At 69.9% G+C, this 26,625-nt stretch carries 19 protein-coding genes; 5 read left to right on the plus strand and 14 right to left on the minus strand.

Annotation, left to right across the window (positions count from 1 at the left end):
• Positions 1 to 661: 661 nt before the first annotated feature.
• Positions 662 to 1,108: an ATP-binding protein gene (locus tag OG272_RS45555; protein ID WP_327726292.1), complete on the minus strand. Its 447-nt coding sequence runs from the start codon at positions 1,106 to 1,108 to the stop codon at positions 662 to 664.
• 214 nt (positions 1,109 to 1,322) lie between these two features.
• On the opposite strand from OG272_RS45555, the gene OG272_RS45560 reads away from it, so the two are divergent.
• Entirely contained in the window at positions 1,323 to 1,688 is a 366-nt protein-coding gene (locus OG272_RS45560) for an STAS domain-containing protein (protein ID WP_327726291.1), read from the plus strand.
• 69 nt (positions 1,689 to 1,757) lie between these two features.
• On the opposite strand, the gene OG272_RS45565 is transcribed toward OG272_RS45560, so the two are convergent.
• Together OG272_RS45565 and OG272_RS45570 are read right to left on the minus strand one after the other, a co-directional pair.
• Entirely contained in the window at positions 1,758 to 2,171 is a 414-nt protein-coding gene (locus OG272_RS45565) for a hypothetical protein (RefSeq protein WP_326573689.1), read from the minus strand.
• 241 nt (positions 2,172 to 2,412) lie between these two features.
• Entirely contained in the window at positions 2,413 to 3,009 is a 597-nt protein-coding gene (locus OG272_RS45570) for a TIGR03086 family metal-binding protein (RefSeq protein WP_327726290.1), read from the minus strand.
• A 263-nt stretch (positions 3,010 to 3,272) separates the two neighbouring features.
• On the opposite strand from OG272_RS45570, the gene OG272_RS45575 reads away from it, so the two are divergent.
• Together OG272_RS45575 and OG272_RS45580 are read left to right on the plus strand one after the other, a co-directional pair.
• The gene (locus OG272_RS45575) at positions 3,273 to 4,175 is read left to right on the plus strand and encodes a hypothetical protein (protein ID WP_327726289.1); all 903 of its coding nucleotides are present in this window, start codon (positions 3,273 to 3,275) and stop codon (positions 4,173 to 4,175) included.
• Between the two features lie 453 nt (positions 4,176 to 4,628).
• On the plus strand, positions 4,629 to 5,414 hold the full coding sequence (locus tag OG272_RS45580) for a DUF5995 family protein (RefSeq protein WP_326573684.1): 786 nt from the start codon (positions 4,629 to 4,631) through the stop codon (positions 5,412 to 5,414).
• 53 nt (positions 5,415 to 5,467) lie between these two features.
• On the opposite strand, the gene OG272_RS45585 is transcribed toward OG272_RS45580, so the two are convergent.
• Positions 5,468 to 5,881, minus strand: a complete 414-nt coding sequence (locus OG272_RS45585; RefSeq protein ID WP_326573682.1) for an arsenate reductase ArsC — start codon at positions 5,879 to 5,881, stop codon at positions 5,468 to 5,470.
• A gap of 91 nt (positions 5,882 to 5,972) precedes the next feature.
• Between OG272_RS45585 and OG272_RS45590 the strand changes: the two genes are divergently transcribed.
• Positions 5,973 to 6,281, plus strand: coding sequence for a metalloregulator ArsR/SmtB family transcription factor (locus OG272_RS45590; RefSeq protein WP_326573680.1), 309 nt, complete (start codon positions 5,973 to 5,975; stop codon positions 6,279 to 6,281).
• Complete coding sequence (locus tag OG272_RS45595) at positions 6,278 to 7,057, plus strand: MIP/aquaporin family protein (RefSeq protein WP_326573678.1); 780 nt, start codon at positions 6,278 to 6,280, stop codon at positions 7,055 to 7,057. Before OG272_RS45590 ends, OG272_RS45595 begins: the two co-directional genes overlap by 4 nt.
• A 373-nt stretch (positions 7,058 to 7,430) precedes the next feature.
• Here the strand turns inward: OG272_RS45595 and OG272_RS45600 are convergent, their stop codons facing one another.
• The 10 genes from OG272_RS45600 to OG272_RS45645 form a co-directional block, all read right to left on the minus strand.
• Positions 7,431 to 10,574 (minus strand): alpha-N-acetylglucosaminidase TIM-barrel domain-containing protein, encoded by a 3,144-nt coding sequence (locus OG272_RS45600; RefSeq protein ID WP_405895943.1) that lies wholly within the window; start codon positions 10,572 to 10,574, stop codon positions 7,431 to 7,433.
• A gap of 97 nt (positions 10,575 to 10,671) precedes the next feature.
• Positions 10,672 to 11,586: a beta-glucosidase gene (locus OG272_RS45605; protein ID WP_405895944.1), complete on the minus strand. Its 915-nt coding sequence runs from the start codon at positions 11,584 to 11,586 to the stop codon at positions 10,672 to 10,674.
• On the minus strand, positions 11,583 to 12,527 hold the full coding sequence (locus OG272_RS45610) for a hypothetical protein (protein ID WP_405895945.1): 945 nt from the start codon (positions 12,525 to 12,527) through the stop codon (positions 11,583 to 11,585). Before OG272_RS45610 ends, OG272_RS45605 begins: the two co-directional genes overlap by 4 nt.
• A gap of 5 nt (positions 12,528 to 12,532) precedes the next feature.
• Positions 12,533 to 13,957 carry an alpha-L-fucosidase gene (locus OG272_RS45615; protein WP_405895946.1) on the minus strand — a complete coding sequence of 475 codons (1,425 nt, stop codon included), beginning with the start codon at positions 13,955 to 13,957 and terminating at the stop codon, positions 12,533 to 12,535.
• Positions 13,958 to 13,996: 39 nt separating this feature from the next.
• Positions 13,997 to 16,159: a GDSL-type esterase/lipase family protein gene (locus OG272_RS45620; RefSeq protein WP_405895947.1), complete on the minus strand. Its 2,163-nt coding sequence runs from the start codon at positions 16,157 to 16,159 to the stop codon at positions 13,997 to 13,999.
• Between the two features lie 9 nt (positions 16,160 to 16,168).
• The gene (locus tag OG272_RS45625) at positions 16,169 to 17,413 is read right to left on the minus strand and encodes an SGNH/GDSL hydrolase family protein (protein ID WP_327726283.1); all 1,245 of its coding nucleotides are present in this window, start codon (positions 17,411 to 17,413) and stop codon (positions 16,169 to 16,171) included.
• 10 nt (positions 17,414 to 17,423) lie between these two features.
• Positions 17,424 to 17,789 carry a hypothetical protein gene (locus tag OG272_RS45630; protein ID WP_327726282.1) on the minus strand — a complete coding sequence of 122 codons (366 nt, stop codon included), beginning with the start codon at positions 17,787 to 17,789 and terminating at the stop codon, positions 17,424 to 17,426.
• 8 nt (positions 17,790 to 17,797) lie between these two features.
• Positions 17,798 to 21,445 (minus strand): beta-galactosidase, encoded by a 3,648-nt coding sequence (locus OG272_RS45635; RefSeq protein WP_405895948.1) that lies wholly within the window; start codon positions 21,443 to 21,445, stop codon positions 17,798 to 17,800.
• On the minus strand, positions 21,442 to 23,310 hold the full coding sequence (locus OG272_RS45640) for a glycoside hydrolase domain-containing protein (RefSeq protein WP_327726280.1): 1,869 nt from the start codon (positions 23,308 to 23,310) through the stop codon (positions 21,442 to 21,444). Before OG272_RS45640 ends, OG272_RS45635 begins: the two co-directional genes overlap by 4 nt.
• A 110-nt stretch (positions 23,311 to 23,420) precedes the next feature.
• Positions 23,421 to 26,456 carry a TIM-barrel domain-containing protein gene (locus OG272_RS45645; protein ID WP_405895949.1) on the minus strand — a complete coding sequence of 1,012 codons (3,036 nt, stop codon included), beginning with the start codon at positions 26,454 to 26,456 and terminating at the stop codon, positions 23,421 to 23,423.
• Positions 26,457 to 26,625 lie beyond the last annotated feature (169 nt).

Here is a 26,625-nt window from a genome sequence, read left to right on the forward strand (position 1 = left end):
CGGCGAGTGGTCCGGGAACGGACCGATGCCGCCGCGATGTTCGGCGAACGAGGACCACCACCAGATCGTGGTCGAGCCGCTCGGCGTCTCAGCCGGCGTCCCCATCGGCGGAACAGGCCCCGGGCAGGCACAGGGGGCCTCTTCGTGAGCGATGTAGTACCAGCGGCAGCCGTGATCCGGTGGCCCGTCCGCGGGCGGAGGGCCGGACTGAGCCGGACTGAGCCGGACTGAGCCGGACTGAGCCGGACTGAGCCGGACTGAGCCGGACTGAGCCGGACTGAGCCGGACCGAGCCGGACTGAGCCGGGAGACCGTCTTGGTGGCCGCCGCGCCCGTAGTGACCAGCGTCCGGTCCAGCGCGGCCAACTCGTCGGCCTCCTGAGCGTAGGGATGCGACAGCGCGGGCACGGTGCGGTCCGAGACGCGGGGCGTCGGCGGCGACGCGGCGGACGAACAGGCCGACCGCGCTCGCGACGCACACGGCGTACTCGCGCGCCGGGAAGGTGAGACAGGTCGCCTCGCGGGTCCTTGCCGCGCTTGCCGATGAGGGCGAGGCCGTTCGCCGTGCGTCCAGCGCAGGCTGTCAGCGGTGAAGCGGTGTGCGCCCAGCGCAGGCCGTCAAGGAAAACGGTGGGGGAGTGGGACGGCTACGGCTACGGCTGCTACTGGGGGCGCCTACCGGTGACGTCCCCGCCGGGATCGTCGGGCAGAGCGATGCGGGCGGTGACGCGCTTTCCGACCGGCTCCCGCTGGACCTCGAAGCCATGCGAGACAGCCATGACGATCTCCAGACCGTGCTGTCCGACTCTGCCCGCGTCAGCGGCCCGGGCCACCGGCAGGACAGGATCGCTGTCCCACACGACCACTTCCACCACGGCGCCGACGATGCGCAGCTCCATCAGCACCGGTCCGGGAGCGTACTTGCGAGCGTTGGTGACGAGCTCGCTGACCACGAGCTGGGTCAGATCCATCGCGCGGGCGGACACCGGCAGGCCGTGCTCAGCCTGGACGCGGGTCAGGAAGTCGGCCGCGCGGTGGCGTGCCTGAGCGATGCAGGTTCCGTCGCCGTCCAGGGCCACGGTGTCCTGTATCGGACGGGCACCAGGCATCACGCTGTCCTCACCATCGGGGACTGATTCCGCCGGGTCCACTTTATTTCCCCCATTCACACGCCTGCGCGTACCCCGTACCGTGCCTCACATGCTCCTCGAGCTCGGCTGAAGCGCCAAACGATTGTCCGCCGTAGCATCGGGGCAGGCTGCCGACGCACAGCGTGTCGGGAACCCGAGCACCGATCAGCGAGCACAGTCGAGGAAACAACCGGTGACAGACACCCAAGGAGCAGCCCGGTCCGGCCGGCTGTCGGCCGACCACACCGCCATCGGCGACATCCGGGTGGTCATCCTGCGCGGCGAGATCGACCACGTCGTCAAGGACGTGCTCAGCGAGGCACTGCTGTCCTGTGACAGCGCGGGGCCGCCGCGGACCGTCGTGAATCTGAGCGACGTGACCTTCATGGACTCCAGCGGCATCAACGTCCTCGTCGCCGCCCACCAGAAGGTGAGTGCGGCTCAGGGGTGGCTGCGTATCGCCGGAGCCCAGGAATCCGTGTTGCGGGTCCTTCAGCTCGTCGGCCTGGATGAGGTCATTGCCTGCCATCCCACTGTCGAGCAGGCCGTGACCGCCTGACCGCCTGACCGCGTCGCTGCACGGCCGTGTCCAGCAGCCTCCCTACCGCTCACGGCCGCACAGCCATGCCTACGCCTGGATCCACCGCTTGAGGGCGTCGACGGTGTTGTCCGGTGCCGTGTTGAAGCACAGCCGGATCCCGGGCGCCGCGTCGCTGAGGACATTGACCAGCCGCTCGAACAGCAGGGTGTTCTCCGGCAGCATGCGTACACCACCGCCGATCATCGCCAAGCCGAACGTATGCTCCTGAAGAAGCTTCCGGACAGCCGCTTCGGCACGGTCCTCGGAGGTGTCGATGAGACACGGGACAACATCGAACCCCGCCTCACGCAGCGCCGCGTTCCCGATCTTGATCCGGGCGGTGAGCGCCGCCTCGTCGAAACCGTCGGGCATCCGACTGTAGTCGAGCGCACTCGGATGGAGCCCGATGGACAGTACTTTCGTGTCCCTCGGTAGAGGTGCTGACGTCATCGGCTTGCCCATGGGCGGTGCCCTCTCTGCTCGCGGCGCGGTGATCTTTCCGGTGTACCACGGAAGCGGGGCGGAGGGCCCGCTCAGCGGGAGTGGTACACCGACTGACGTGCTCCGCCCAACTCCAGCGCCGTCGTAGCGGATCGACCGAACGTAGAGGTGCCACGTGAGTAGTTCCAGCGATGCGCGTGAGTAGCTCCAGCGATGCGCCGACACACCTGGGACGGCACCCCGCCCGCACCTTCGCATGCGGTCAGGCTCGGCGTCTCCACGACGGGTCGCGGCCGGCCAGTCCCAGAGCGCGGTCAAACAGCGGCGCGGTCGCAGGAACGCCGACCTCGGGTCCGAACACCCCGAACTGCCTGGCCATGTCGGCCTTGCCGGCGATGTCCTCGTACAGCGCCGCCGCGAGTTCCTCGTCCACGTTCAGCTTCTGCCCGGTCGCCGCCGCCAGGTCCCAGCCGTGCAGCAGCCACTCGCCCAGCACGATCCCGCCGATGAAGCGGGCCGGCATGCGTCCGCTGCCGGTCAACGCCGTCTCGCCGGCCCACGCCCGTGGATCGCTCCAGACGGCGGCGGTCGCCGCCGACCGGGCGGCATACGTCTCGGCCCAATCCGGTTCCGCGGTGAAGTCATGCCCCTCCGCCACCTCGTCCGCCAGGGCCTGCGGAGGCTGCTTCAGTCCCGCGGCGTGCCCCCGCACGCTGGTCCAGAAGATCAGGTGATTGAGCAGTGCCCCGATTCTCAGCTCCGGGCACGGTGTGCTTCCGCCGAACTCGCCCGGCCCGATCCCTCGCACGATGGCCACTGCGGCTTCCGAGGCCCGGGCCATCACATATCTCGTCTCCATGCCATCCCTTTCCCGCTCGCCGCCGGACATCGTGGACAGGGCGACGAAGACGGGTATTGAACAAACGCGACAACGGGCCCTCCTACGTTTTCCGAGTCCGGGGTGACACGGGCCGAGTGATGGCCGAACGCGCGTACGTCAACCGCTCCTCGTACGACGAGGACGTCTGGCGCAGGTCGGTGCCTGTGTCCGGCAACTGCTGGAAGAGGGGTTGCGCTTCACCGCACCGGTGACCTTTCCGGTTCTCCTCGTGCCTCGAACTCATGGCTACAGGTGCACGGCTGGTCGTAGCGGCATGGCTGGGAGACCGCCGCGAGATTGACATGAATTCGGCTACGGTCGAGCTCATGGATCGCCTGTCCGAGATCACCTTTCTTCTGCCGGAGACGCCGGAATCACGCGGTTTCCTCGGCGAGTTGCGCTCGCTGCTCGCCGAGGTGGCGTACGCCGACTTCGCCGCGTCCGCGTCCGCGGGCAAGGCCGGCCGGGCTGGCGACCGCCTGACCCTCACGCCGCCGCAGCCCGCCGACGCCCGTCCGGTGACTGCGTTTCAGCTGACCGACGTGCTCGCGCCCGAAGTCGTCCTCGACACAGGCCACTCGATCACCCTGTGCGGCGGTGAGACCCCCGATGCGCTTCCCTCGCAGCCCACGGTCGAGATGGCTGACCTGACCCGCCGTCTCGCCGGGCACGTCAAGCGGGTCGATCACACAGGTGTGAACCTGCCCGCCTGCGCCACCTCACCCGAGCAATGGCAAGGCCTGGTCGGCGCACTCGCCTCGGCCTCCACCATGTACCGCTATCCCACCGGCGAGGAGTGGCCGTTCGTCCTTCCCTCGACATCAGATGAGCTCCTCGGCGGCATCCGTGACTTCGTCGTCGGCCGTGAGCCCCGGTTCGAGCTCGTCTACGACCATGGGCTGACGCAGACGGAGTGGCAGTTCGCGCTCTGGACGGACCTGACCCGGACAGAGCTGGAGCTGTTGTTTCCCGAGCCCGAAGGGCTCACATTCCCCGGCCTGGAGGAGATCTTCCGCGTCGTCCCGATCCTTCACCCCTGGCCCGGACTACGCGTCCGATTCGACCTGTGCTATCGCATCGATGACAGGCCATCCGACTGGGAGACCGGCGAATGGCTGGTCACAGAAGGCGGCCGCATTCACTGACACCGGCCCGGTGGCCACCGGCGAACGCGTCGGCGGCACGGTCCGGGCAGGGCGGTTTCGGGGGTTCTCCGCTCATCGTCGCCGGTGCCGCTCTTACGGTCCTGACGATCCGGCTCATGACCGACCCTCACTCCGAAACGCGCTGGACCCGCTGCGAGCTCGGCGTGGCACGATCGCGCTGAGCCATCGGGTGATCGACCTCGTGATCCGCCGCCGCGTGTCGCCCGAGGCGATACGTTCGCACAGACCGCGGACTTCTCCGACGCCGGAGAGAGGCTCAGGCGCGGCCGGTGTGCACCGTGGCCGTGGACGTGGTGGGGAGACGAGTGGGGTCCATCCCGGTTCCTGTAGGGCGGGGACCCGGCCCGTTCGTGGTAGGACGGGGCTGTGCTCGGCACTGCGGTCAGCAGTCAGGGTGCGGCCGAACGAGGGGCCGCGAAAGGGGAGTTGGGCATGGCGGCAGAGAACATCGACGAGGTCGTGGACGGGATTGCCGGGATCGTACGGGAGGCCGGCCGCGCCGGTGACCGGGTCGGGTACTTCGCGGCGCTGTACCGACAGGTGACCGTGGAGGTCCGCACGGCCATTCACGAGGGCCTGTTCGACGACGGCGCCCGGATGGACCGTTTCGACACGCACTTCGGCAACCGCTACTTCGACGCGTACGACGCCTGGCGCCGTGACCGGAGCGGGCCGCGTTGTTGGCGGGAGGCGTTCGGGCTGCTGGACGACGCCGACACCGTCATCGTCCAGCACCTGCTGCTCGGCGTGAACGCGCACATCAACCTCGACCTGGCCATCGCGGCCGCGCGGACCAGCCCCGGCGAGGCCATCCACGCCTTGCGGCGCGACTTCCTGCTGATCAACGACATTCTTGCCCGGGTGGTGCTGGAGGTGCAGGAGTCGGTCGGCGCCCTGTCGCCACTGCTGTCGCTGCTGGATCGGCTCGGAGCCCGGACCGACGAGCGGATCCTCGACTTCAGTGTCCGTCAGTCCCGCGAGGAGGCGTGGTACAACGCCGTCCTGCTTGCCGGCCAGAACGAGGAGGAGCGCGAGGCCACCATCGAGCGGCTCGACATCCGGGCCGCCGTGCTCGCACGGTTGGTGGCGCGCCCGGGCGGCGTCGTCCGGCCGGCCCTGCAGCTGATCCGGAGCACCGAGAGTGATGACGTGCCGGCCGTCATCACTCATCTGGACAACGCCATGGAGGGACCCACCGCGCGGCAGGGGACAGGATGAGGCCCTGTGGAGCGACCGTCCGACTCGGTCGCCTCTCGCCGCGGTCGCCGCGCTCACGCCTGGGGCTTCGGGGCGATCTCCTTGATCAGACCCTCGACCAGCACCTTGATCTCGTCCCGGATCGGGCGGACGGCCTCGACCCCCTGGCCCGCAGGGTCTTCCAACTGCCAGTCCAGGTACCGCTTGCCGGGGAAGACCGGACAGGTGTCGCCGCAGCCCATGGTGATGCAGACGTCGGACTCCTTCACGGCGTCTACGGTGAGCATCTTCGGGACCTCGGCAGAGATGTCGATGCCGACCTCGGCCATGGCCTCCACGGCGGCCGGGTTGACACCGGCGCCCGGGTTGGAGCCGGCGGAACGGACCTCGACGCGGTCCCCGGCGAGGTGGGTCAGCCACGCGGCTGCCATCTGGGAGCGGCCGGCGTTGTGGACGCAGACGAACAGCACGGAGGGCTTGTCGGACATCAGAGGTCTCTCTTGTCTCACGACGGCATCAGGTGCTGATGACATCAGCATCCGGTGGTGTCAGCCACCACTGATGTGACAGTATCAGCGCATGATGACGTCAGTCGACACTGACCTGATCCGGGTGCTGGCCGACCCGCTCAGGCTCCGAATCGTGACCCTGCTCGCCAAAGAGACGCTGTGCACCACCCACCTGGTGGAGGAGACCGGCGCCCGGCAGACCAATCTCTCCAACCACCTGAGAGTGCTGCGCGAAGCCGGCGTCGTCGATACGGAGCCGTGCGGCCGGTTCACCTACTACCGGCTCAAGCCCGACGTCATCGCCTCGCTCGCCGGCCGGTTCGCCGACCTGGCCGAGTCCGCTCGCACCGCAGCCGAGAACAAGAGGGCCTGTCCATGACCCCCGCCGAAGCCGCCCCGACCGCGGAGTCCGCGCCGCCCGCTCCCGCACCGGCATCCGTCGAGCCCGCCCCCGGCGCCACCCCGCCGCGCAACCCCCTGGTCGCCCGGGCCGCCGCCGAACTCATAGGCACAGCCCTGCTGGTGGCGATCGTGGTCGGCTCCGGCATCCAGGCCACCGAACTCACCAAGGACGTCGGCCTGCAACTGCTGGCCAACTCCACGGCCACCGTCTTCGGCCTCGGCATCCTGATCCTCCTGCTCGGCCCCGTCTCCGGCGCGCACTTCAACCCGGTCGTCACGCTCGCCGAGTGGTGGACCGCCCGGCGCGGTGGCGCCGGCGTCACCCCGCGCGAGGTGGCCGTGTACGTGCCCGCGCAGGTCCTGGGCGCGATCGCGGGCGCGATCCTGGCGGACGCGATGTTCGGCGAACCGCTGGTGAAGTGGTCCACGCACGATCGGTCGGCGGGTCATCTGCTCCTGGGTGAGGTCGTCGCGACGGCCGGTCTGATCCTGCTGATCTTCGGCCTGGCCCGGGCGAACCAGCTGCGCTTCGCGCCCGTCGCGGTCGCCTCCTACATCGGCGCCGCGTACTGGTTCACGTCCTCCACGTCCTTCGCCAACCCGGCGGTGACCATCGGCCGCGCCTTCACCGACACCTTCGCGGGCATCGCGCCCGGCTCGGTGGCGGGCTTCATCGGCATGCAACTCGTCGGCGGCGTGGTCGGACTGGCGCTGGTCGCGCTCATCTTCATGCCCGGACGATCGGCCGAGTGACCGACAACACGACCCAGGACAGGGGGCGGTGATCGGCGGCCGCTCGGGCCGGGCTCGCTGCCGGGTACCACCGGCGCCGCCTCGGCGTGCTCCGGCACCGGGTGCCGAAGCGTTCGCCTCGATGTCCTGCCCCCCTCCCAAGCCATCGACAACCGGCCCGGAACTCGTTGTACCGGCCTACGCTCATGCCAGACCACCGGGACCACCGGGACCACCGGGACCACCGGGACCACCGAGATCCGCCCCTCCGCGCTCTGGCGGAGGGGCGTCGGCGTTGACGCCATTGACCTCGGGCCGGCCCCGGCCGGACGGCGTCAGGTGCCCGGCACGCTCGGTGTCACCGGGCTGAGCCGTCCGGCTCCCGTCCGCCCCCTCAGCTGACGGAGAAGTCCTCGAACCCGGCGATCCCGCGGGTACCGGTCCAGCCGTTGGCGGCCGTCATGAAGACACCGATGTCCTGGTGGTCGGCAGCTCCGCCCGGGGTGGCGGTGCCGACCTTCGTCCACGTGACGCCGTCCGTGCTGCACTCGCCGGTGTAGGTGTCGCCGGAGCGTGTCAGGCGCAGGTGTACCGGGGCGGTGGCGGAGCCGGCCAGTTCGATGGAGTCGAACCGGCCGTTGCCCTCGGAGTCCCAGGACAGCGCACATCCGTTGGACGGAGTCACCGCCAGATTCACGTACCCGGCCTGGCCGTCGCCGTTCGAGTCGTCGCCGTTCGTGGAGAGGTCGTTGCGGACGATGAGCCCGGCGCGGGCCCAGGGCCCGGTGCTGTCCTGCGTGGTGACCCGGACTGTGGCGCTCGAGGCGGAACCGAAAGCGGCGGCCCGGTAGACCGTGCCGAACTCGTTGGTGCCGCCCCACAGGTCGGCTCCGGCACCCTCGATGGCGAGCGCGTCACCGGACTGGCCGAAGACCGCGTCGTTGAGGGAGGCGCTGCGGTAGGGGTCCGTCACTCCGGTGCCCGCCATCAGCCGGACCATCGCCAAAGCCGAGCCACGCGAGCCGCCCGTCCGGAAGGACGCGTTCACCGGCACCCGGGAGATCAGCGCGTCGGCGGCCGCGGTGAGGGTGACCCGGAAGGTCGCCGAGAAAGTCTCGCCCGGGGCGAGGGACGCCGCGGTGGTCGTGCCGACGGGCTCGGCGGTCATCCCCTCCGGTGCGTCGACGGACAGCTTCAGCTCCGTCGCCGGCCCGAATCCATTGCGGTTGGTGAACGAGACGGTGACCGTGACCGGGCGGCCCCCGGTCACCGATCCCCGGTCCGCGGACGCGGTCAGTGTCACCTGGTGGGGGTCCGCGGCCAGGGTGTCCCGCACCTGGCGGGCCAGCTTGTGGATGTCGCCGGTCGTCTTCACCGGGTAGCTGTCGTGCCGGTGCGCCCAGCGGTCCTCCAGCGCGAACCAGTCGATTTCGGCCGGCTGCCGACCGGCCGCGAGCGCCGCGGACAACTCGTCGAAATAGGTCTTCCAGCGGGTGTGGTAGAGGTCGCCGACCAGCCCCGCCCATTCCCGGTTGGCGTAGTCGTGCAGCCCTTCCTCGCTGCTCTCCCGGCCGCCCCAGGTGGTGATGATCGACCGTGCGTCGTACTCCAGCTGGTCCTTCTCGGCCCTGGTGGCACCCCAGGAACGGGCGTCGGCCAGCCACCGTCCGAGCAGGTGCTGCGGGGACGTGGCCAGCACCTTGTCCATCAGCTTCATCCAGCTGAGCCAAATCCCGGTGAGCCGGTCGAAGCCGACGCGGTCCCCGGCCTCGTACGCCGCCTTGATCCGGGGCAGCAGCACCCGGCTGCGGTTGGACAGCACCTGACGGGTCACGTCGGCGAGGTCGTAGGCGTAGGCGGAGCTGTCGCGCAGCCGCGGCGCGACCTGGAGCAGTTCGGTGAGCGCCGTGTCGAAGGCCGTGGTGTCGTAGCGGTCGGCCTCCGGGCCCCACGCGGCGGCCTTGTTGGCGCCCAGGCTCGGCCGGGCGCCGAACAGCCCGTCGGGCGCCTCGCTCCACGCGTCCTTGCGGGTCATGTTGTACGCGGTGTCGCGGATCGTCTTCCAGGCGGCGAGGGCGTGCGGGTCCTCGCCGCCGTACCGGGACACGGCGTACGCGGCGAACCAGTCGTCGAGGTCGATGGTGCCGGGTGTCCACGCCAGGTCGGTGAGGAGCGCGAGCGCGGGCGCGTTGTTGTCGGCGGCCTCCGGCATCGCCGCGATCCCGGCGAGCGCGCTGCCTTCCTTGTCACGCCACTTGGGGTACTGCTCCACCCAGTCCGGGGCGTTGGCGCCCATCGGGGTGTGGCCGCCGAAGTTCCAGATGCTGCCGAAGGCGTACGGGGTGCCGCCCCAGTCGCTCTCCCGGTCCGTGACGGTGGTGTAGCGGTCGGACAGGCCGTCCACGATCAGCATCCGGGACTTGTCGACCCCGTCGAGCAGCGCCGTGGACGGGTTGGACTGCCAGCCCAGGATGGCCCAGATCGCGCCCGGGTGGGCCTTCTGGAGCGCCCCTTCGACGGCTGCCGCGGCTTCGTCCACCGGAACGTCACCGGGGTTGCCGCCCTCGTGCAGCAGGTCCATCTTGTACATCGTGCTGTCGCCGAACCGCTCCGACTGGGCCCGGTAGAAGGCGGCGGACACCTCGTCGAAGGCCGTGGTGCGCGGGTCGAGCCAGTCGGGTCGCTTGAAGGCACCCCAGGAGCCCTGGGGGACCACGGCCGCGTCCCCGCCGTGCTTGGCGACGAAGTCGTCCGGCACGGTGCCGAAGTAGCCGGGCAGCACGGGTGTCATGCCCAGTTCGCGCACCCGGTCGGTGATCTTCCGGGCGAGATCGGCGCGCCTCTCGATGAGCCGCCTGGACACCGGACCGCCGAACCCCGACATGTTCTGCAGCAGCCACCACGGCTGATGGGCCGGTGCCGGAATCCACGCGCGCATCTCGGCGTCCGAGTAGCCGAACTGCCGGAAGGTGTCGTAGTGGACGGCATCGCCGCCGGTGTAGACCAGCACCCTGTTGATGCCGTGCAGCGCGAGCACGTCCAGCTCGCGCTCCCACGCGTCCCAGTCTCGGTAGGGGCCGGTGTAGCCGTCGTTGGTGTCGTTGAGGGCGAACCGGTGCGGCACGTTCGCCGACCCGGCGATCTCCCCGTCCGGGGCGGGCAGCAGCCTGGGGAGGTTCAGCTGTTCGCCGTTCCAGGAGATGTCGGCCTTCGCCGCCCGCGCGAGATAGGTGTGGAGGCCGGTGAGCAGCACCGCCGGGCTGGAGCCCGCCACGGTGATCGCCCCGGCCCGGCCGGTGACCTTGAACCGGTCGGTGCCGCCGGCGTCCAGCGCGCGCAGCGTCACCTGACGGTGGTGGTCGGGCAGCAGCCGTCGCAGCGCGACCGACGCGGGGGTCGTGCCGAACGGCTTCGCGACCGTGTCCGCGGCCGCCGGCGCGGCGTGGGCACCTGGCGGCGGCGTCAGCAGGACCACTCCGCCCAACGCGGCCGCTCCGGTCAGCAGACGTCTGCGGCTGAGTGGTTGATTGCCTGTCATGAACGTCCTCTCGAAACTTTTCGGATCTTCCGAGCCGCGGTGCGATGTGGCCGCACCGCACCGCACCGCACCGCACCGCACCGCACCGCGGTCCGGATCAGGCGACGGTCATCGCGAAGATGTGCAGAGCGGGAACACCGCTCGTCAGGCCGTCGCTGACCTTCGGCAGCACGACGGAGTGCAGTTCCTTGTCCTCCAGGTCGACGCCGAAGGTGTAGAGGCTGACCGGGTTCCTGTCCTGGCCCGACGGGGTGTTGCGGTACGGCAGTACCACCGCCGCCGCGGGGTGCGCCGCGTACCAGTCGGGAACCTCGACGGAGAAGGCCTGCTCCGTACCGTCCGCGTACACGACCCTCCCGGGCCCCTCGCCGGCGCCCCAGGTGCAGGTGCCGAGGAAGGCCAGCCGCGAGCCGGTGCCGGACAGCCGTACGGTCTGCCCGGAGGACACCACGTTGTCCTTGGCCCCGGGCCCGGTGTCCGGCCAGGTGAAGGCCGTCCCTCCGTAGGTGACCGAAGCTCCGGGAGTCAGTCCGACCGAGGCCAGCGCCTCGGCGGACAGGCTGGACCGCGAGGCGTCGATGTCGGCGGTGGTGGTGGCGTCGTCGGAGGAGATGCCGGCGTTGTCGAAGGCACTGGCCAGGGACCGGTACGGCAGTTTCAGCGACGAGGTGACGCGGGTGCAGTCGGACCCGTACGCGTGCACGTCGAAGAGCGCGTGCGCGATGCAGGGGACCACTCCCTCGGCGTCGTCGGGGAGCCGGGTCTTCCAGGTGCGGGTGACCGACCGTCCGGGCACGATGCCGCCCAGGCCGTCCGACTCCGCGAGGTCGCCCACGGCGAGGTAGAGGACGGTGTTGCGCAGGGTGATACCGGTCGTGTTCTTGAGAGTGGCGGTCAGGGTCAGGGCCTGGCCCGGCCCGGGGGTGGCCGGGGTGACGGTGAGGGAGACGGGCGGCGGGAGGAAGTCCTGTTCGGGGCGGTAGGCGGCCTGGGCGAGGCGATTCGTTGTCATCTCGTCTCCACTGAGAAGTGGTCGAACACGGCCTGCACCGTGGTGCCGGGATAGTTGAGGTTCACGGCGCTCGCCACCACGCCGGCGTCCAGGGCGCCGCTCGCGGAGGGGACGTTCACACGCGCGATCTCGGTCCAGGAGAGGCCGTTGTTGGTGCTGGAGTACGCCGTGTAGGTGGTGCCGTCGCGGACCAGGCGCAGCCAGGCGGGGTGGGTGGAGCCGCCGCCACCGGCCCAGGTGTCGAGCCGTCCGTCGCCGTCGCTGTCGGTCATGAACTCCAGGCCGAACGACTTCGACATGGTGAGTACGGCGTAGCCGCCCTTCTCCGGGGCGGTGAGATCGCCCGCGACCGCGATGCCGTACTTGGCGGTGGGGTTGTCGCTGCCGGTGAGGCTGACCGTCTTGACCTGCACCACGCTCGACTCGGCGGCGGAGCCGGGAAGGAGGATGCCCCCCTTCTCGTCGGTGCCGCCGGAGAAGTCGCGGCCGCCCGTCCAGATCACCAACTGGCTGCCGTACTGGCCGAACCCGGCGTCGTCGGTGGTGGCGAACGTCCGGTACGGGTCCCGTACCTCATTGGGCTCGTAGGGCACCGTGAACGTCTTCGCGGACCGCGCGCAGTCGCTGCTGTACCCGTCGACGTCGAAGACCACGTGCGCGGTGAACGACACGTTCCCGGCCACGTCGGCCGGCATCGCCGTCTCCCAGCGCCGGGTCGTCCTCGCGCCGCGCCGCAGGTCGCCGAGCGGGATGGTCTTCGCCGCCGTGGTGGCGCCGGGGCTGATCAGGTGGAGCACGGCGTTGCGGAGCGGGAAGGGACAGTCGTTGGTGAGGACCGCGGTGGCGGTGACCGCGTCACCGCCACCCGGCTCGGCCGGCCGCGTGGTGACGGTGAGGGTGGGGCCCAGGGTGTCGAACCGGGTGGCGTCACGGATTCCCATGCCGCTCACCGGGCCCAGTCGACGGTGAAGACGTTGGCGATGTCGCTGGGCAGGGAGGACGGGACGGTGATGTTGATCTTTCCGTCACCGCGGGTCCACCGCAGACTGCCGCTCGTGCCGAGCAGCCGGATCCGGGACGTGGCGCTGATGGGGATGTCGCCGGGAACCGAGAGGGTGCCGCTGGGCGCGCCCAGCACGATGATGTTGAACTTGCCCGGGGAGACGGTGTAGCGGATGCCGAGCGAGCCGCCCTCCTCCTCCGCCCGCACCCAGGGCGTCGACCCGTAGATCGCCGGGCCGTTGACCTTCAGCCAGGCGCCGATGTCCCGCAGCCGCTCCTGCATGATCTCGGGGATCGTGCCGTCCGGCCTGGGACCGATGTTGAGCAGCAGGTTGCCGTTCTTGCTGACGACGTCGGCGAGCAGCTGGATCAGGAACTCGGAGGTCTTGTAGTCCTCGTCCGGCTCGTGCTTGTTGTACCCCCAGGAGTAGCCCATGGTCATGCAGCACTCCCACTTCTGCGGATCCATGGTGGGGTTGGTGCGCTGCTCGTACGTGGCGAAGTCGAAGTGGGTGTCGAACCGGTCGTTGATCACCACGCCCTTGGGATGCTTACGGTTCTTGGCCTGGTTGTAGTAGTGGGCCAGGGGCTCTTCGCTGCGCCACGGCGGGTTGCCGGTGGGCCGGAACCACTGTCCGTCCGCCCACAGCAGCTCCGGGTCGTAGCGGTCGATGATCTCGTAGAGCTGCTTGAGCTCGTAGTCGCCGATGTAGTCCTCGACCGGCTTGTAGCCGGTCATCGGGATTTCCTCGTCGGTGTAGAAGTTGCGCATCGGCCGGCCGATCGCCGGGTTGAAGTACTCGCCGAGCGAGTAGTACAGGCCCGGGCGCACGGTGCCGCGCTTGCGGGCCGCGGTCATCAGCTCACCGACGAGGTCGCGCTTCGGGCCGTACGCCACGGAGTGACGGTCCGTCATCTTGCTGGGGTAGAGGGCGAATCCGTCATGGTGCTTGCTGGTCAGCGCGAAGTACTCGGCGCCCGCCTGCTCGAACAGCCTCACCCAGGCGTCGGGATCGTACTTCTCGGCCTTGAACTGCGGGATGAGGTCGTCGTAGGTGACGTCCTCGCCGTAGGTGTCGCGGTGGTACTTCCACTCGGCGGTGTCCTTGGTGCTCTGGTACCAGAGGTACCACTCGGAGGCGCTTCTCGGCGTCGCGCCGGCGATCACCGAGTAGATGCCCCAGTGGACGAAGATGCCGAACTTGGCGTCCTTGTACCAGCGCGGCACGGGATGGGTGTCGAGGGACGCCTTGGTGGGCTGGTAGTCGGGTATGCCGGAGCCGGCCGGCACCGCCACGCCGGCGAGGGCCTGGGCGGTTCCGGGCGGCGCGAGGAGCACGGCACCGCCGAGGGCGGCTGCGGTGGTCATGAAATGTCGGCGGTTGACTGCCATGAACGTGGTTGCCTCTCACTCGTGGGTGGAGAAGGAGTCGAAGAGCGCGGTCGTGGTCTGGCCGGGATAGGTGAGGTTGACGGCGCTCGCGACCAGACCGGCGTCGCCGGTGCCGCTCGCGGAGGGCACGGTCGCGGTGGCGACCTGCTGCCAGGCGGTGCCGTCGGAACTGGCGTACGCGGTGTAGGCGGAGCCGTCGCGGACGAGCTTCAGCCAGGCCGGGTGGTACGAACTGCCGCCCCCGGCCCAGGTGTCGAGCCGTCCGTCGCCGTCGCTGTCGGTCATGAACTCCAGGCCGAACGACTTCGACATGGTGAGGACGGCGTAGCCGCCCGCCGCCGGCGCGGTGAGGTCGTTGGCGACGGCGATCCCTGCCTTGGCGGACGGGCCGCTGCCGGTCTGACCGGCGACCCGGGCGGTCACGGTGCCGGACGGTGGCGCGGCGTCGGCGAGGTAGACCGCCGCCTTCTCGTCCTTCCAGCCGGACAGGTCCTGGCCGCCCGCCCAGATGGCGAACTGGTCGCCGTTCTGGGCATATCGGGCTTCCTCGGTCGTGGTGGCGGTCGTCAGGTACGGCGCCCGGATCTCGGACGGAGCGGGGGTCACCGTGGCGTCCACGCTGTCGGAGTCGTGCCGTGTGCGGCCGTCCTGCGCGAAGGACGTGCGTACGCCGATCTCGTGGGTGCCCCAGGCCGCGTCGGCGGCGGGGGTCACCGTCCAGGTGACGGTGGCGCTGTCGCCCGGGGTGAGGGAGCGCGTCCGCGTGCTGCCGGCCGGTTCGGCGGACCAGCCGTCGGGGAGGTCGAGGCGTGTGCTGACCCGGGTGACCGTTTCGGTGCCGATGTTGGTAACGGTCGACGTGATCTCCGAGCCCTCGCCGCCGGTTTGCAGGGTCGGCCGGTACGGAGTGAGCCGGACACGGGCCGACGGGCAGTCGCGGGCCGCCCCGAGGGTGGTGAGGTCGACGGCGTCGGCGAACGCCTTCATGCCGGTGTCGTTGGGGTGCAGATGGTCACCGGAGTCGAACGCGGCGGCGTAGCGGGTGGGGTCGTCCGGGTCCCGTACGGCCTCGTCGAAGTCGGCGTAGTCGTCGAAGACGCCGCCGGAGTCGCGCACGAACGCGTTGACCTTCTGCCGCTCGGCCTCCTTGGCCTCGGTCCACCAGTCGCCCCACCCCCGGTACGGCACGACCGTCGCGCCGATCAGGCGCAGCCCGCGGGCGTGGACACGGCGCGCGATCTCCTTCATGCCGTCGATCACCTGGTCGCCCGTGGCGCCGCCCCAGCTGAGGTCGTTGACGCCCTCGAACAGGATCACCGTCCGGGCGCCCGGCTGCGACAGCACGTCGCGTTCCAGCCGGTCCAGTGCCGACGGGTTGCCGTCGACCCCGGCCGTGATCCGGTTACCGCTGATGCCCTCGTTCAGCACCCCGGCGGTGGACGAGCAGGCCGACAGCCGCCCGGCCAGATGGTCGGGCCAGCGCCGGTTGGCGTTCGCCGTGGAGGACGCCCCGTCGGTGATGGAGTCGCCGAGCGCCACCACGGAACCCGCCGTGTCACCGCCGCGTACGTCGACGCCGGTCAGGAACGGGAAGGCGGACTCGGTCCTGGTGAAGGCGTCCCCGGCGTGGTCCGAGGCGTGGTCGCCGCCGCCGTCGGGCGTCCAGTAGACGGTCTGCAGGCCCATCCAGTGCTGGCTGATGTGCGTGAGCCGACCGGGGAAGTACAGGCTGACGACCAGGTCGCCGCGGGCCGGTACGGAAATCCTGACGGCATCGCTCACCGCCTGCTCCCCGGCGGCGATCGTCACCTCGTCCTCGCCGCCGAACCGGACCTCGTACGGTTTCGCGACGGCGGAACCGCCGTCCCGGCGCCCCACGGTCGCGTGGCCGATGGTCACCGGCTCGGTGGTGAAGGCGTTGGTCAGGCGGATGCGTACGCTCGACCCGCCGGCGCTCACCCGCACCGGTATGCGCACCGTCACCTCCGAGGTGCCCGGGTCGTACGAGGCGTGCTGCGCCGTCGCCCAAGTCCCCGTCCACAGCGACTGCTTGGCCTCGGCCGCGGCCGGGGCCGTAGGGAGCAGGACTGCCAGGGTGGCTGCCAGGGCTGTGGCCAGGGCCGCGAGTCTTCGGTGTTCCCGCAGGTGTCCACGCAGATGTTCAAACGGTCCGGACACTGGTCCTCCTCAGGAACACGCGCGGCCGAGACCGAGCCCGGCCAGGTCGATGGAGTCGGCGAAGGCCTTCATTCCGGTGTCGTTGGGGTGCAGGTGGTCACCTGAGTCGTAGGCCGCGCCCAGCCGCCGCGGGTCCGCCGGGTCCCGTACGGCCTCGTCGAAGTCGGCGTAGTCGTCGAAGACCCCGCCGGAGTCCCGGACGAACGCGTTGACCTGCTGTCGCCGCGCCTCCGTCTCCTCGGTCCAGCCACCCCAGGTGAAGTCCTTGTACGGGGTGATCGTGGCGCCGACGACCCGCATCCCACGCCGGTGCGCCCGGTCGGCGATCTCCGTCATGCCGGCGATGATCTGCTCGGCACTCGCCCCGCCGAGATCGTTGATGCCCTCGAAGAGGATCAGGGTCCGCGCTCCCGGCTGGGAGAGCACATCCCGTTCGAGCCGTGCGAGCGCCGAGGGGTTGGTCTCGGTCCCGGCGGTGATCCGGTTGCTGGTGATGCCCGCGTTGAGCACCCCGGTGCCGGGCAGGCAGGCGTTCAGCCGGGCGGACAGCAGGTCGGGCCAGCGCTGGTTCGTGTCGGCCGTCGAGAAGGAGCCGTCCGTGATCGAGTCACCGAGCGCCACCACCGACCCGGCCCCCGGCGCGGTCACATCGACGCCGCTGAGGAAGGGCCAGCTCGTGGTGGTCCAGGTGTAGGCGTCACCGGCGGTGTCGGCGGTATGGTCGCCCGCCCCGTAGTCCGTCCAGTACACGGTCTGCTGCGCCCACCAGTGGTCGGTGATGTGCGTGACCTGACCGGGCAGATGGAGACTGACCACCAGGTCGGTCAGAGCCGGCACGGCGAGGCGGACCGGATCGCTGACCGCCTCGCCACCCGCCGGGATCGTGACTTCGCGCCGTCCGCCGAACCGCACGTCGTACGGGCGCTCCACGGCGGACCCCCCGTCACGCAGGCCCACGGTCGCGTGCCCGACCGTCACCGGGTCGGTGGCGTAGGCGTTGGTCAGGCGGATGCGCACGGATGAACCGCCGACGCTGGTGTGCACCGGCATCCGTACCGTCACCTCGGACATCCCCGAGACCTCGTAGTGCTCACTGGCCGCCGTCGCCCAGGTCCCCGTCCAGCCGCGTCGGGCGCCCTGCCGACCGGCCTCGGCGGAGGCCGACGCCCCGGCCTCGACGGGGGTCACCGTCCCGGCCACGAGGGCCGAGACCGCCAGGAGCAGAGCCGCGAGCCTGCCGCGTATCGCCTGCATGTGCCGCCCCCTACCGTTCCGCGCCGGTGCGCGCGAGCGCCTGGTACGCCTTGGTGGCACCCTCGGCCTTGAGGCTCACGCCCGCCGGGGTCGTGTGTAGTGGTGCCGGGTGTCCCTTGCGAGTGGCGGGGCCGCGGACGGCCTTGCCGTTGGTGACGTCACGCCAAGTCCCGGTCGGCAGGAAGACGTTGGCCAGGACGGTCCGGCCCGCCCGAACCGTCGTGAGGGTCGACCGGTCGGTCGCGAGCCGCAGTGCGTAGCGCGGCATCGCGAAAGTGATCCGTCCGGGTTCGGCGGCGGTCGCCGGGGCCGCGGTGCCGAGCGGCGGGGCGGCCGGGAGCCGCGCCGCCGTGCCGTGCCGGACGGCTCGTCCCACCGCGGGCATCAGGCGCCGCCGCCGCAGGTGAGCTTGGCGTCGGCCCAGTCGGCGTGGTCGGTGGAGACATCGCCGTCCCCGTCGACCAGCAGGTCGAGCCAGCGGGCGCCCGTCACGTCCACGTCGACCGTGGCCCCGCCGTCGGAGCCGTACCGCACCGGGCTGTCGAACAGGGAGCGGCCGTCGGCGATCACCGCGAAGGAGACGCTGCCGTTGTCACCGACCTCGTCGTCCACCCCGGCGGTCGCGGTGAAGCGGGTGCAGCCGCCGCCGAGATAGACCCGGACCTGGCTGTTGGCGTGCACGCCGAGACCCTTGGCGTAGGTGGTGCCGCCCATGCTCAGGGGCCGTCCGTCGCCGGCTGCGGCCTCCCCGTTGGAGGCGTCCTTCTCGACCGGGCCCCAGCCGTTGACCGCCTTGACCAGGGTCGCATCGCTCACATAGGTGTCGGCGGACAGCCCGGGCGGTGGCACCTGCACGGCCCGTACACCCGTGACGGTGCCCGGACGGCCGGGCTGGCTGAGCTTGGCGGTCGCCGACAGGACGGCGTAGTGGACCGGGTCGCCCGGTGGGGTGACGGTGTAGTCCGCGGTCACCGTGTCGCCGGGCCGGACCCGGGCGAAACGGGTGGTGTCGTCGGTGGTCGCGGTCCAGCCGTCCGGGACCTTCAGCGTCAGCTCGACGTTCCGGGCGGCCGGCGCGTCCTTCGGCACGGTGACGCTCACGGGGACCCGGGCGGCGGTGCCGGTGCTCAGGAACGGCTCGGCGTCGACGGTGACACGGGCGCCCGACTCCGGCATGGCGTACGTCTTGGCGTCGTACGAGGGCGCGGCCACCGGGCCGATCTTGATTCCGCCCGCCGAGGCGCCGAGGTCGACGAGCTTGGCGGAACCCGGGCCCGCTCCGGCCTCGGTGGACCACACGGCCAGGGCGATGGTGTTGCTGCCCTGCTCGCGCAGGATGCCCTTGGGGATGACGAACCGTGTCTGCGGTCCGGTGTCCGGCAGATAGCGGCCGATCAGCCAGCCGTTGACGAAGATCTGGGCACGGTAGCCGGTGCCGCCGCCCTCGGCCTCGGCGAGATCGAGGGCGATCGCGTTGTCCTGGCCCTGCGGCAGGTCGAGCCGGGCGGAGGTGCGGTACCAGCGCACGCCGGTCCCGGTCTTCGCGCTCTGTCCGGCGAGGGTGGTGTTCTTCCAGCTGCCGTCGGGGTGACCGGCGAGGGACCAGCCGGCCCGCTCCCCGTACAGCCCCCCGTTGTTGTACGGGCCCCGGGCGGTGTCCACGGAGTCCTCGCCACCCCGGCTGCCCTGGATCTTCCAGGTGAGGGTGGAGGCCCCGCCGACCACCTCGGCGCCGAGCAGACCGCGCGGCTCCTTGGAGTAGTCGTGGCCCCATTCCTCGTTGTGGCCCGCGTTCTCCACGAGGACGGACAGGACGTTGTCCCCGCTGGCCCTCAGCGTGTCCGCCGGGACGTCGAAGGTGTGCCCGCCGTCGCCGGAGGAGCCGAGGTAGCGGCCGTTGAGCCAGACCGCGTACTGGCCGGTCGGGCCGGTGTTGGCGTTCAGCGCGAGCCCGGTCGCCCGCCCCGTGGTCTTGAACCGGCCGCGGTACCAGACGTTGCCGTGGTGGTACCCGTACTCGTCCATCGCGAGGACCGGGAGCGATCCGGCCAGCTCCGGGTTGTTGGCGGTGAGGCGGTCGGCGGTTGTCCAGGTGGAGTCGTCGAAGCCCGGGGCGGACTCCGGTGCCTCTTCCTTGTACTTCCATGTCGTCAGCGTGGGCAGCTCGACCGGGCGCGGTGCCTGGGTGGTGGTGACCCTACGGCCGTTCCACGTCACCCTCTTGGCGTCCGCGATGACCTCGATCCTCGCGGCCTTGGTGGAGTCGCCGGTCAACTTCAGTGTGTCGCCCGCCAGTTCGGCGGTACGGACGAGGGACGGTCCTCGCACGAGGACCGGGCCCTCGGCGGTGTCCTGCTGCCACCAGTGGGCGGTCTCGGCGGTGTCGGCGATCAGCAGTTCCATCCCGTTCACCAGGACCCGGGCCAGGCCCTTGTGGGTGTAGTTCAGCCGCAGGTCACCGCGTTCGGCGTCCCAGGTGGTGGTGACCTCGCCGTCCAGGACGGTGACCTCGGGGCGCTCGGCGTACCGCAGTACGGTCTCTCCGGCCTCGCCCTCACGCCCGTGGAGCAGCGCCACGTCGCGGCCGCCGATCTCGGCGTGCGTCATGATCTCCGAGGTGGAGTAGACGAGCCGCTGGCTCTCGCTCAGGTCGTAGCCCGCGACCAGGAGTTTGGCGTCCCGGCCGTCGACGGTGATCGTGCCCTGCTGCGGTACGCGCGGGTAGTCGCCGTCCGCGCCGGTCAGCGACAGGGTCGTCTCGTCCTTGCCCTTCACGCGGGTGTCGGCGTGCCGGACGGTGAAGAACTGGGCGCCGTCGTCGGGGTTGACGCGCCGGTCGACGCGCAGGGCGTCGTCGGACGGGACGGGCGCCTCGGCCTTGTCGGTGCGCGCCAGTGAGGTGACGGAGTTGACCATGTAGCCCAGGCGCTTGAACTCCTGGTACTTGTCCGTGAGTTGGCGGGACTCGTTGATCGGGGCCCCGTAGTCGTACGACGTGTAGACCGCGTTCGGGTCGGCGAGCCACCCCCAGTTGGTGCCGCCGTACGTCATGTAGAAGGACTGGCCGCTCACCCCTGCGGCGATGTTCATCTTGCTGAACACCCGGGTGAAGTCGGTGCCGGTGAGTTTCGCGCAGTCCTGGTATCCGGTGCCGCCCCAGGGGTCGAAGGCGCCGCCCTGGGCCTCCGGGATGATCAGCGGGGACTCGGGCTTCCACTCGTTGACGTACGAGTAGTCGGGCAGGTTCTTCCAGGTGTCGGGGTCCTTGCAGTCGAAGCCCTGCGGGTAGGCGTCGAAGCCGTAGATGTCCGGTGCGCCCTTGCCGCTGACCCAGTTCTGGTTGGCGCCACCGTCGTTGACGAAGGTCGGGACGTCGATGCCGTCCTGGCGCGCCCAGTCGATGAGGGTCTGCATGTAGTCGGCGTCCTCGCGACCGCCCTGGTACTCGTTCTCGACCTGATACAGGATCACGTTGCCCGTGCCGCGCGTCAGTTGATGCCGAGCGATGATGGGGTTGATCCGGCTCATCCACTCCCGGGCCGCCTTCAGGTACTCCGGCTCGGAGGTGCGGTTCACGCCCGCCTGTGTCTTCCGCCAGGCGGGCATGCCGCCGCCGGAGACCTCCGCGTTGATGTACGGGCCGGGCCGGGCGATCACGTACAGGCCCGCGCGCTCCGCCTCGTCGAGCAGCCGCTCCACGTCACGGATGCCGGTGAAGTCGTAACGGCCCGGCTTGGCGGAGTGGTAGCCCCAGTCGAAGTACAGGGAGACCGCGTTGAATCCGCCCGCCTTGATCTTCTGCAGGACGTCACGCCACGCGTCCGGGCTGGGCAGCCGGAAGTAGTGGAACTCGGCGCCCCAGATGTAGAGGGGTTTGCCGTCGACCCGCACGGAGTACTGGTCGTAGGTGACGGTGTGCGGGGCCTGGGCCTGCGCCTCCGTCCGGGCCGGTGCCGCGGCCGCACCTGTGCTGGTCAGGGGCATGACACTCAGTGCCCCGGCGAGCAGCAGCGATTTCCACTTCACCCTCATGACGTCAGCCCCTTCACGACGGCCGCCCGCGCGGTCTCGATGTCGCCCACGTCCTTCGTCCGGCCGTCGAGGTTCCGGGTCGCGGTGGTGAGGGCCTCGGTCAGGGCGTCGCTGTCGGTGCCGCCGTCCTTCTCCCGCAGCTGGGCGATGAGTTCGTAGTCCTCGATGCCCTCCTTCAGCTGCTCCCAGCGGATGCTGGACATCGGGCCGTCCTTGCCCGGGTAGACCAGGTACTCGTCGCCCTGGGTGAAGATGTGCACCGGCTGCTTGAAGGGGTCGCTGGTCCAGCTGTTGTACGACCAGCGCAGGAAGCCGTCCAGGTTCCGCTGGGCGGAGATCCACGGCAGCATCCGTGATTCGACGGCGGGCGAGTACGACAGCGTGTTGGGGTGGGCCGGCGCGCCGTACACGTAGAAGGTCGTGGTCTTGCCGGCCTTGCGCCGCTCGGCCACCTTCTCCTTCGTCATCGCGTCGATGCCGCCCCAGTCGACGGACAGGTTGGACGCGACGCCCTCGGTGCTGATCGAACCGGCGACGGAGATACGGTCGTCGAAGACCGGGGCGACCTCGTGGACGAAGTCCTTGACGACCGTCATGGTGTCGATGGGCCGCTCGTCGAAGGACAGCCAGGTGTCCTCCAGCCAGCCCTTGGCCTTCAGATGCTTCTCGAAGGCGGGCAGGAACGTTCCCCACGCCTCCCGCCAGCGGTCGCCGCCCAGACCGACGTTCTCGTAGACGGTCTTGCCGGTACGGGTGTCGGTGTAGGTGAGGTGCTCCTGGTCCTGGAACGCCAGCATGGAGAAGGCGCCGATGTCGGGGCCGAGGCCGACGCGTCTCGCGGTCTGGACGTACTTGTCCCAGCGGCCGAAGTCGAAGGAGAACGACTTACCGTTCCAGGCCCAGCCCACCATGCTGGTGTACGGCGTGGCGGTCTGCGACTCCCGGGTGCCGAGCGACCACTGATGGTGCCAGGGGTTGTCGACGATGGTGGTGTTGATGACCTTCTGGCCGCGCGACACCAGGTCGCGGTTGTACGTCTCGATCAGCTTCCAGTGCTGGTCGGACCAGAGCTTGACGCCGTGGTTCTTCGCGATCGTCTCCGGCTGCGCCCACACGTCGAGGAAGAAGTCGTAGTCCTTCGGGTCGGGCACGCTCGCGTCCGCGACCTCGATGGTCAGCGGGTAGGTCGACTGGGTGCGGCCGTCCGCGTTGACCTTCACCGTGCCGGTGTAGGTGCCCGGCTCGGCCGACTTGGGGATCTGGAAGGTGAACCACAGCGGCTGGGCCGCGTACGCGGGTACGTCCACGGAGGACCGCTCCTCGAGCGCGTCGCCGACCACGTCGGGGTTGCGGTCGCCGGACACCTCCTTGGCGGAGCTGACCTGGTCGATGGTGGCGGACCAGTCGACCTCGCTCTTGGATCGCTGCACGGGCACGTACTTGACGAACCGGACCTTGGTGTCGGCGCCGGACAGCTTCGCGCCGCCGGGACCGGTGAGATCACCGACCACGGCCTTGACGTCGTCGAGGTCCTGGCCGGAGGCGATCGCCAGCTGCGCCGAGACCTGCTCGTTGCGGACGGCGGAGAGCTTGAGCTCCTTGGTGTCCTTGCCCTGGACGGCGGTCATCGGGTAACGCGGGACCCGCTCCTCCGCGGAACCGGCGAAGGAGCCGGTGGGAACCCAGGTGATGGTGTCCCTGGTGCCCAGGGCGTCGGCGACCTTGACGGTCAGCCAGGTGGTGGTGGCCTTGGAATTGAGGTCGGTGCTCGTGGTCGTCGTACCGGTGACGGCTATCGCGGTGGTGCTCGCGGCCACGACCACGCCCGCGACGAAGCCGGCGACAGCTGAGGACGTACGTGCCATGGGGTGAGTTCCCTCTCTCACGGACGTGCGAGGAGTGGCCCGTCCCCGGCAGGCGCCAGGGGAGTGGCGGCCTGCCGGGAAGCGGGGGTGGTGCCGGGGATACCGGTGTGTCAGGAGGTGACCGAGAATCCGCTGAAGACGGCTTCGATGTTCTCGCCGGGGTAGTTGACGTTGGCCGCGCTCGCGACCATCCCCGCGTCACCGGTGCCGGCGGCCGACGGCACCTGGGCTGTGCCGACCTGCGACCAGGTCTCGCCGTCCTTGCTGGCATACGCGGTGTAGGTGGTGCCGTCCCGGGTCAGCTTGAGATACGCCGGGTGGTAGGTGGAGCCACCGCCCGCCCAGGTGTCGAGCTTCCCGTCGCCGTCGCTGTCGGTCATGAACTCCAGTCCGTAGCTCTGGGTCATGGCCAGCACCGCGTAACCGCCCTTCTCGGGCGCCGTCAGGTCGTTGGCGAAGGCGATGCCCGCCTTGCCGACCGGTGAGGCGCTGTTCTGGGAGACCAACCGGGCCTGCACGGTGGCCTTCTCCCCGGCGGCGTCGTCGCGGTAGATGACGCCCTTCTCGTCCTTCCAGCCGGACAGGTCCTGGCCGCCCGCCCAGATGGCGAACTGGTCGCCGGCCTGAGCGTATTGGGGGTCCTCGGAGGTGGTGTCGGTCGTCAGGTACGGCGCCTGCACACTGCCCGGGGCGGCTTTCACCTGCGCCTGCACGGTGTCGGACACCTTCTGCGACCCGTTGGATCCGGTGTAGGTGGCGGTGCCGGTGAGGTCGTGACTTCCCCAGCGGGCGTCGTCGGCCGGGGTCACCGTCCAGGTGGTGGTGAGTGTGGCGCCGTTCTTCAGGGACGCTGCGGTGGTCGGGCCGGTCGCCTTGGCGCTCCAGCCGTCGGGCAGGTCGAGCGCCGCCTTCGCGTTCTTGAGGGTCCCGGTACTCCAGTTGGTCACCTCGGTGGTCACCTCGAACGGCGTACCGGCTTTGGTGGACGGGGCGTCCGGGGCGATCAGGACGGAGGCGGCCGGAGCGTCGTCGCGCTTGAGCGCCTTGACGGCCTTGGCGGCACCCTTGGCCTTGAGGTTGACGAAGGCCGGGGTGACGCCGAGTGGCGCCGCGTACCCCTTGAGCGTCTTCGGGCCGCGGATCACGGTGCCCTGGTTGACGTCGTACCAGGTGCCCGGCGGCAGATGGACGGAGCGGGTGGCGCCGGTGCTCAGCTTGGGCGCGGCCAGCACGGCCGGGCCGAGCATCCACTCGTCGGTGACCGTGTAACTCGCCTCGTCCTTAGGGAAGTCGAAGAACAGCGGGCGCATGATCGGGTCACCGGTCTTCAGGGTGCTCTGCACCTGGTCCCAGATGTAGGGGGCGAGCTTCTCGTGGGTCTCGATCGCCTCCCGGTAGAGGTCGACCGTCTCCTGGTCGTAGTCGACCTTCTGCCCGGTGGTGGTGTCGTTGGTGTCCACCGGGGAGGTCGAGGCGTACATCAGCGGCATCAGCGAGGCGGACTGTGCCCACCGCACCAGCACGTTCTTCGACGGCGCGGGCTGGCCGCCGGAGCCGCCGATCATGTCGGACTCGACGAACGGGTAGCCGATGGTGGAGATGGCCAGGTTCTGGGTGGCGGAGGCGCGCAGGGAGTCCCAGCCGGTGCCCTTGTCGACCTGGCGGGTGACGAAGCCGGCCTCGTGGGCCGTCCGGTTCCAGTGCACCCGGATGCCGGCGCCCTGGAGGTCGAACTCGTCGGCGAGCTCGGTGCCGAGCTTCTGGTAGTCGGTGGCCTGGTGGCCCTCGCGCGGCGCGCACTTCTCGTCGAAGAACCGGGTGTCGAACTTCAGCCCGTCGATGTCGTACGTGTCCATCAGCTTCTTGAGGTTGCCCTCGTACCAGGCCTTGGCGTCGGGGTTGGCCAGGTCGATGATCCCGGCCTGGCCGTTCCACCAGGTCACTTCACACGGCTTGGCAGTGTCCTCGGCGTCCATGAGCAAGTAGCCGTTGTCGACCGCGTACTGGTAGTTGTCGGAGTCCAGGTTGATCCACAGGGTGACCCAGATACCGAAGTCGAACCCCATGTCGTGGATCTTCTTGGAAAGGCCCTTGGGATCGGGAAAGGTCTTGGGGTCCCAGGTCAGATTGCCGTAGTTCGACTCCCACTTGTCGTCGAGCTGGATGGTGTGCCCGTCCAGACCGTTGTCGTGGAGGTCGGTGGCGTAGTCGAGCAGCTTCTCCTGGTCGATCTTGGTGTAGAACTGCGCCCAGGAATTCCACAGCGGCTTGGCGTACTGCTCGTACGTGGCGTCCGACTTGGCCGGCTTGCCGACGATGCCGATGTAGTCGCGGTAGACCTCCAGCGGGGTCGACTCGACGAACACGGTGGCCTTGTAGGTGTCGGGCGACTCGACGGTGAAGGTGCCGAGACCGTCCTTGCCCTTGTCGATCGCCACGTCCATGACGTGCCCGGTGTCGACATGGAGACCGGTCGACTTCGAGGTGTACCAGAACGGGTCGATCATGTTGTACGAGGCCGGGCCGAAGGTCTCGTGGTCGACCTCACCGGCGTCCAGCGGCCAGGGCTGGTTGACGCCGGGACCGCCCTGCGGGGTCTCCGCCTCGCCGTGGCCGTACCAGTGGCCGGCCGAGGACAGGTCGTAGGCGAGGCCCAGTTGCTCGGGGCTGCCGCCTTCGACGTCCCAGTCCAGCTGGTAGCGGTCCGCCTCGGGTGTGAGCCGGGCCTTGACGGTGGCGTCGTCGAGGGTGGTGTCGGTGGTGAGAGTGAGGACGCCGTCCTTCCACGTCCAGTCGGTGACCGCGGTGGCGTGCTCCCACTTCTCGTCGGAGCGGAAGCGGAGTCCTCCGGTGTCGCCGGACGCGGTGCCGAGCACGGTTTCGCCGGAGCGCTCGGTGGTCAGGGCGAGTTCGTCGGTGGTGATGTCGACGGTGTAGCCGGGGGCCTTTCCGGTGCGCGGCACGGACAGGGTGAGGCCGTTCGCGCTCTCGGTCACCTTCGGCCGGGCCGTGGCGTCTGCCCGCGCTGCGGCGTCTGCCCGTGCCGCTGTGGTGAAAGGTTCGGCGACGGGCGGGACGAGCGTCAGGGCTGAGGCGGCGACCAGTAATGTGCCGAGGCTGCGTGGTCTGAGCGGATGGGTGCGCACTCACGTCCTCCTGCGGGGCGGGGCATGGCGTGATGGAGCAGCACTGCAAGATCATGCGTATTTCTGTTCATGCTCTGGCGATAAACGTCAGCTGTCAACACTCTCCTTCATGATTCATCAGGAGCATCACGGGCCACTACCGGCCCTGGTGGCGGTTGGTTTCCCGGGT

It is taken from the genome of Streptomyces sp. NBC_00104, from assembly GCF_045160825.1.
Classification (GTDB): domain Bacteria; phylum Actinomycetota; class Actinomycetes; order Streptomycetales; family Streptomycetaceae; genus Streptomyces.

Bases quoted from the DNA above. Each gene is read 5' to 3' on its own strand.
- OG272_RS45615 (WP_405895946.1), bottom strand. From the start codon at position 13,957: ATGACCACCGCAGCCGCCCTCGGCGGTGCCGTGCTCCTCGCGCCGCCC.
- OG272_RS45555 (WP_327726292.1), bottom strand. From the start codon at position 1,108: ATGCCTGGTGCCCGTCCGATACAGGACACCGTGGCCCTGGACGGCGAC.
- OG272_RS45580 (WP_326573684.1), top strand. From the start codon at position 4,629: ATGGCGGCAGAGAACATCGACGAGGTCGTGGACGGGATTGCCGGGATC.
- OG272_RS45595 (WP_326573678.1), top strand. From the start codon at position 6,278: ATGACCCCCGCCGAAGCCGCCCCGACCGCGGAGTCCGCGCCGCCCGCT.
- OG272_RS45640 (WP_327726280.1), bottom strand. From the start codon at position 23,310: ATGGCACGTACGTCCTCAGCTGTCGCCGGCTTCGTCGCGGGCGTGGTC.
- OG272_RS45590 (WP_326573680.1), top strand. From the start codon at position 5,973: ATGATGACGTCAGTCGACACTGACCTGATCCGGGTGCTGGCCGACCCG.
- OG272_RS45625 (WP_327726283.1), bottom strand. From the start codon at position 17,413: ATGCAGGCGATACGCGGCAGGCTCGCGGCTCTGCTCCTGGCGGTCTCG.
- OG272_RS45610 (WP_405895945.1), bottom strand. From the start codon at position 12,527: ATGGGAATCCGTGACGCCACCCGGTTCGACACCCTGGGCCCCACCCTC.
- OG272_RS45605 (WP_405895944.1), bottom strand. From the start codon at position 11,586: ATGACAACGAATCGCCTCGCCCAGGCCGCCTACCGCCCCGAACAGGAC.
- OG272_RS45565 (WP_326573689.1), bottom strand. From the start codon at position 2,171: ATGGGCAAGCCGATGACGTCAGCACCTCTACCGAGGGACACGAAAGTA.
- OG272_RS45600 (WP_405895943.1), bottom strand. From the start codon at position 10,574: ATGACAGGCAATCAACCACTCAGCCGCAGACGTCTGCTGACCGGAGCG.
- OG272_RS45585 (WP_326573682.1), bottom strand. From the start codon at position 5,881: ATGTCCGACAAGCCCTCCGTGCTGTTCGTCTGCGTCCACAACGCCGGC.
- OG272_RS45570 (WP_327726290.1), bottom strand. From the start codon at position 3,009: ATGGAGACGAGATATGTGATGGCCCGGGCCTCGGAAGCCGCAGTGGCC.
- OG272_RS45635 (WP_405895948.1), bottom strand. From the start codon at position 21,445: ATGAGGGTGAAGTGGAAATCGCTGCTGCTCGCCGGGGCACTGAGTGTC.
- OG272_RS45575 (WP_327726289.1), top strand. From the start codon at position 3,273: ATGGCTACAGGTGCACGGCTGGTCGTAGCGGCATGGCTGGGAGACCGC.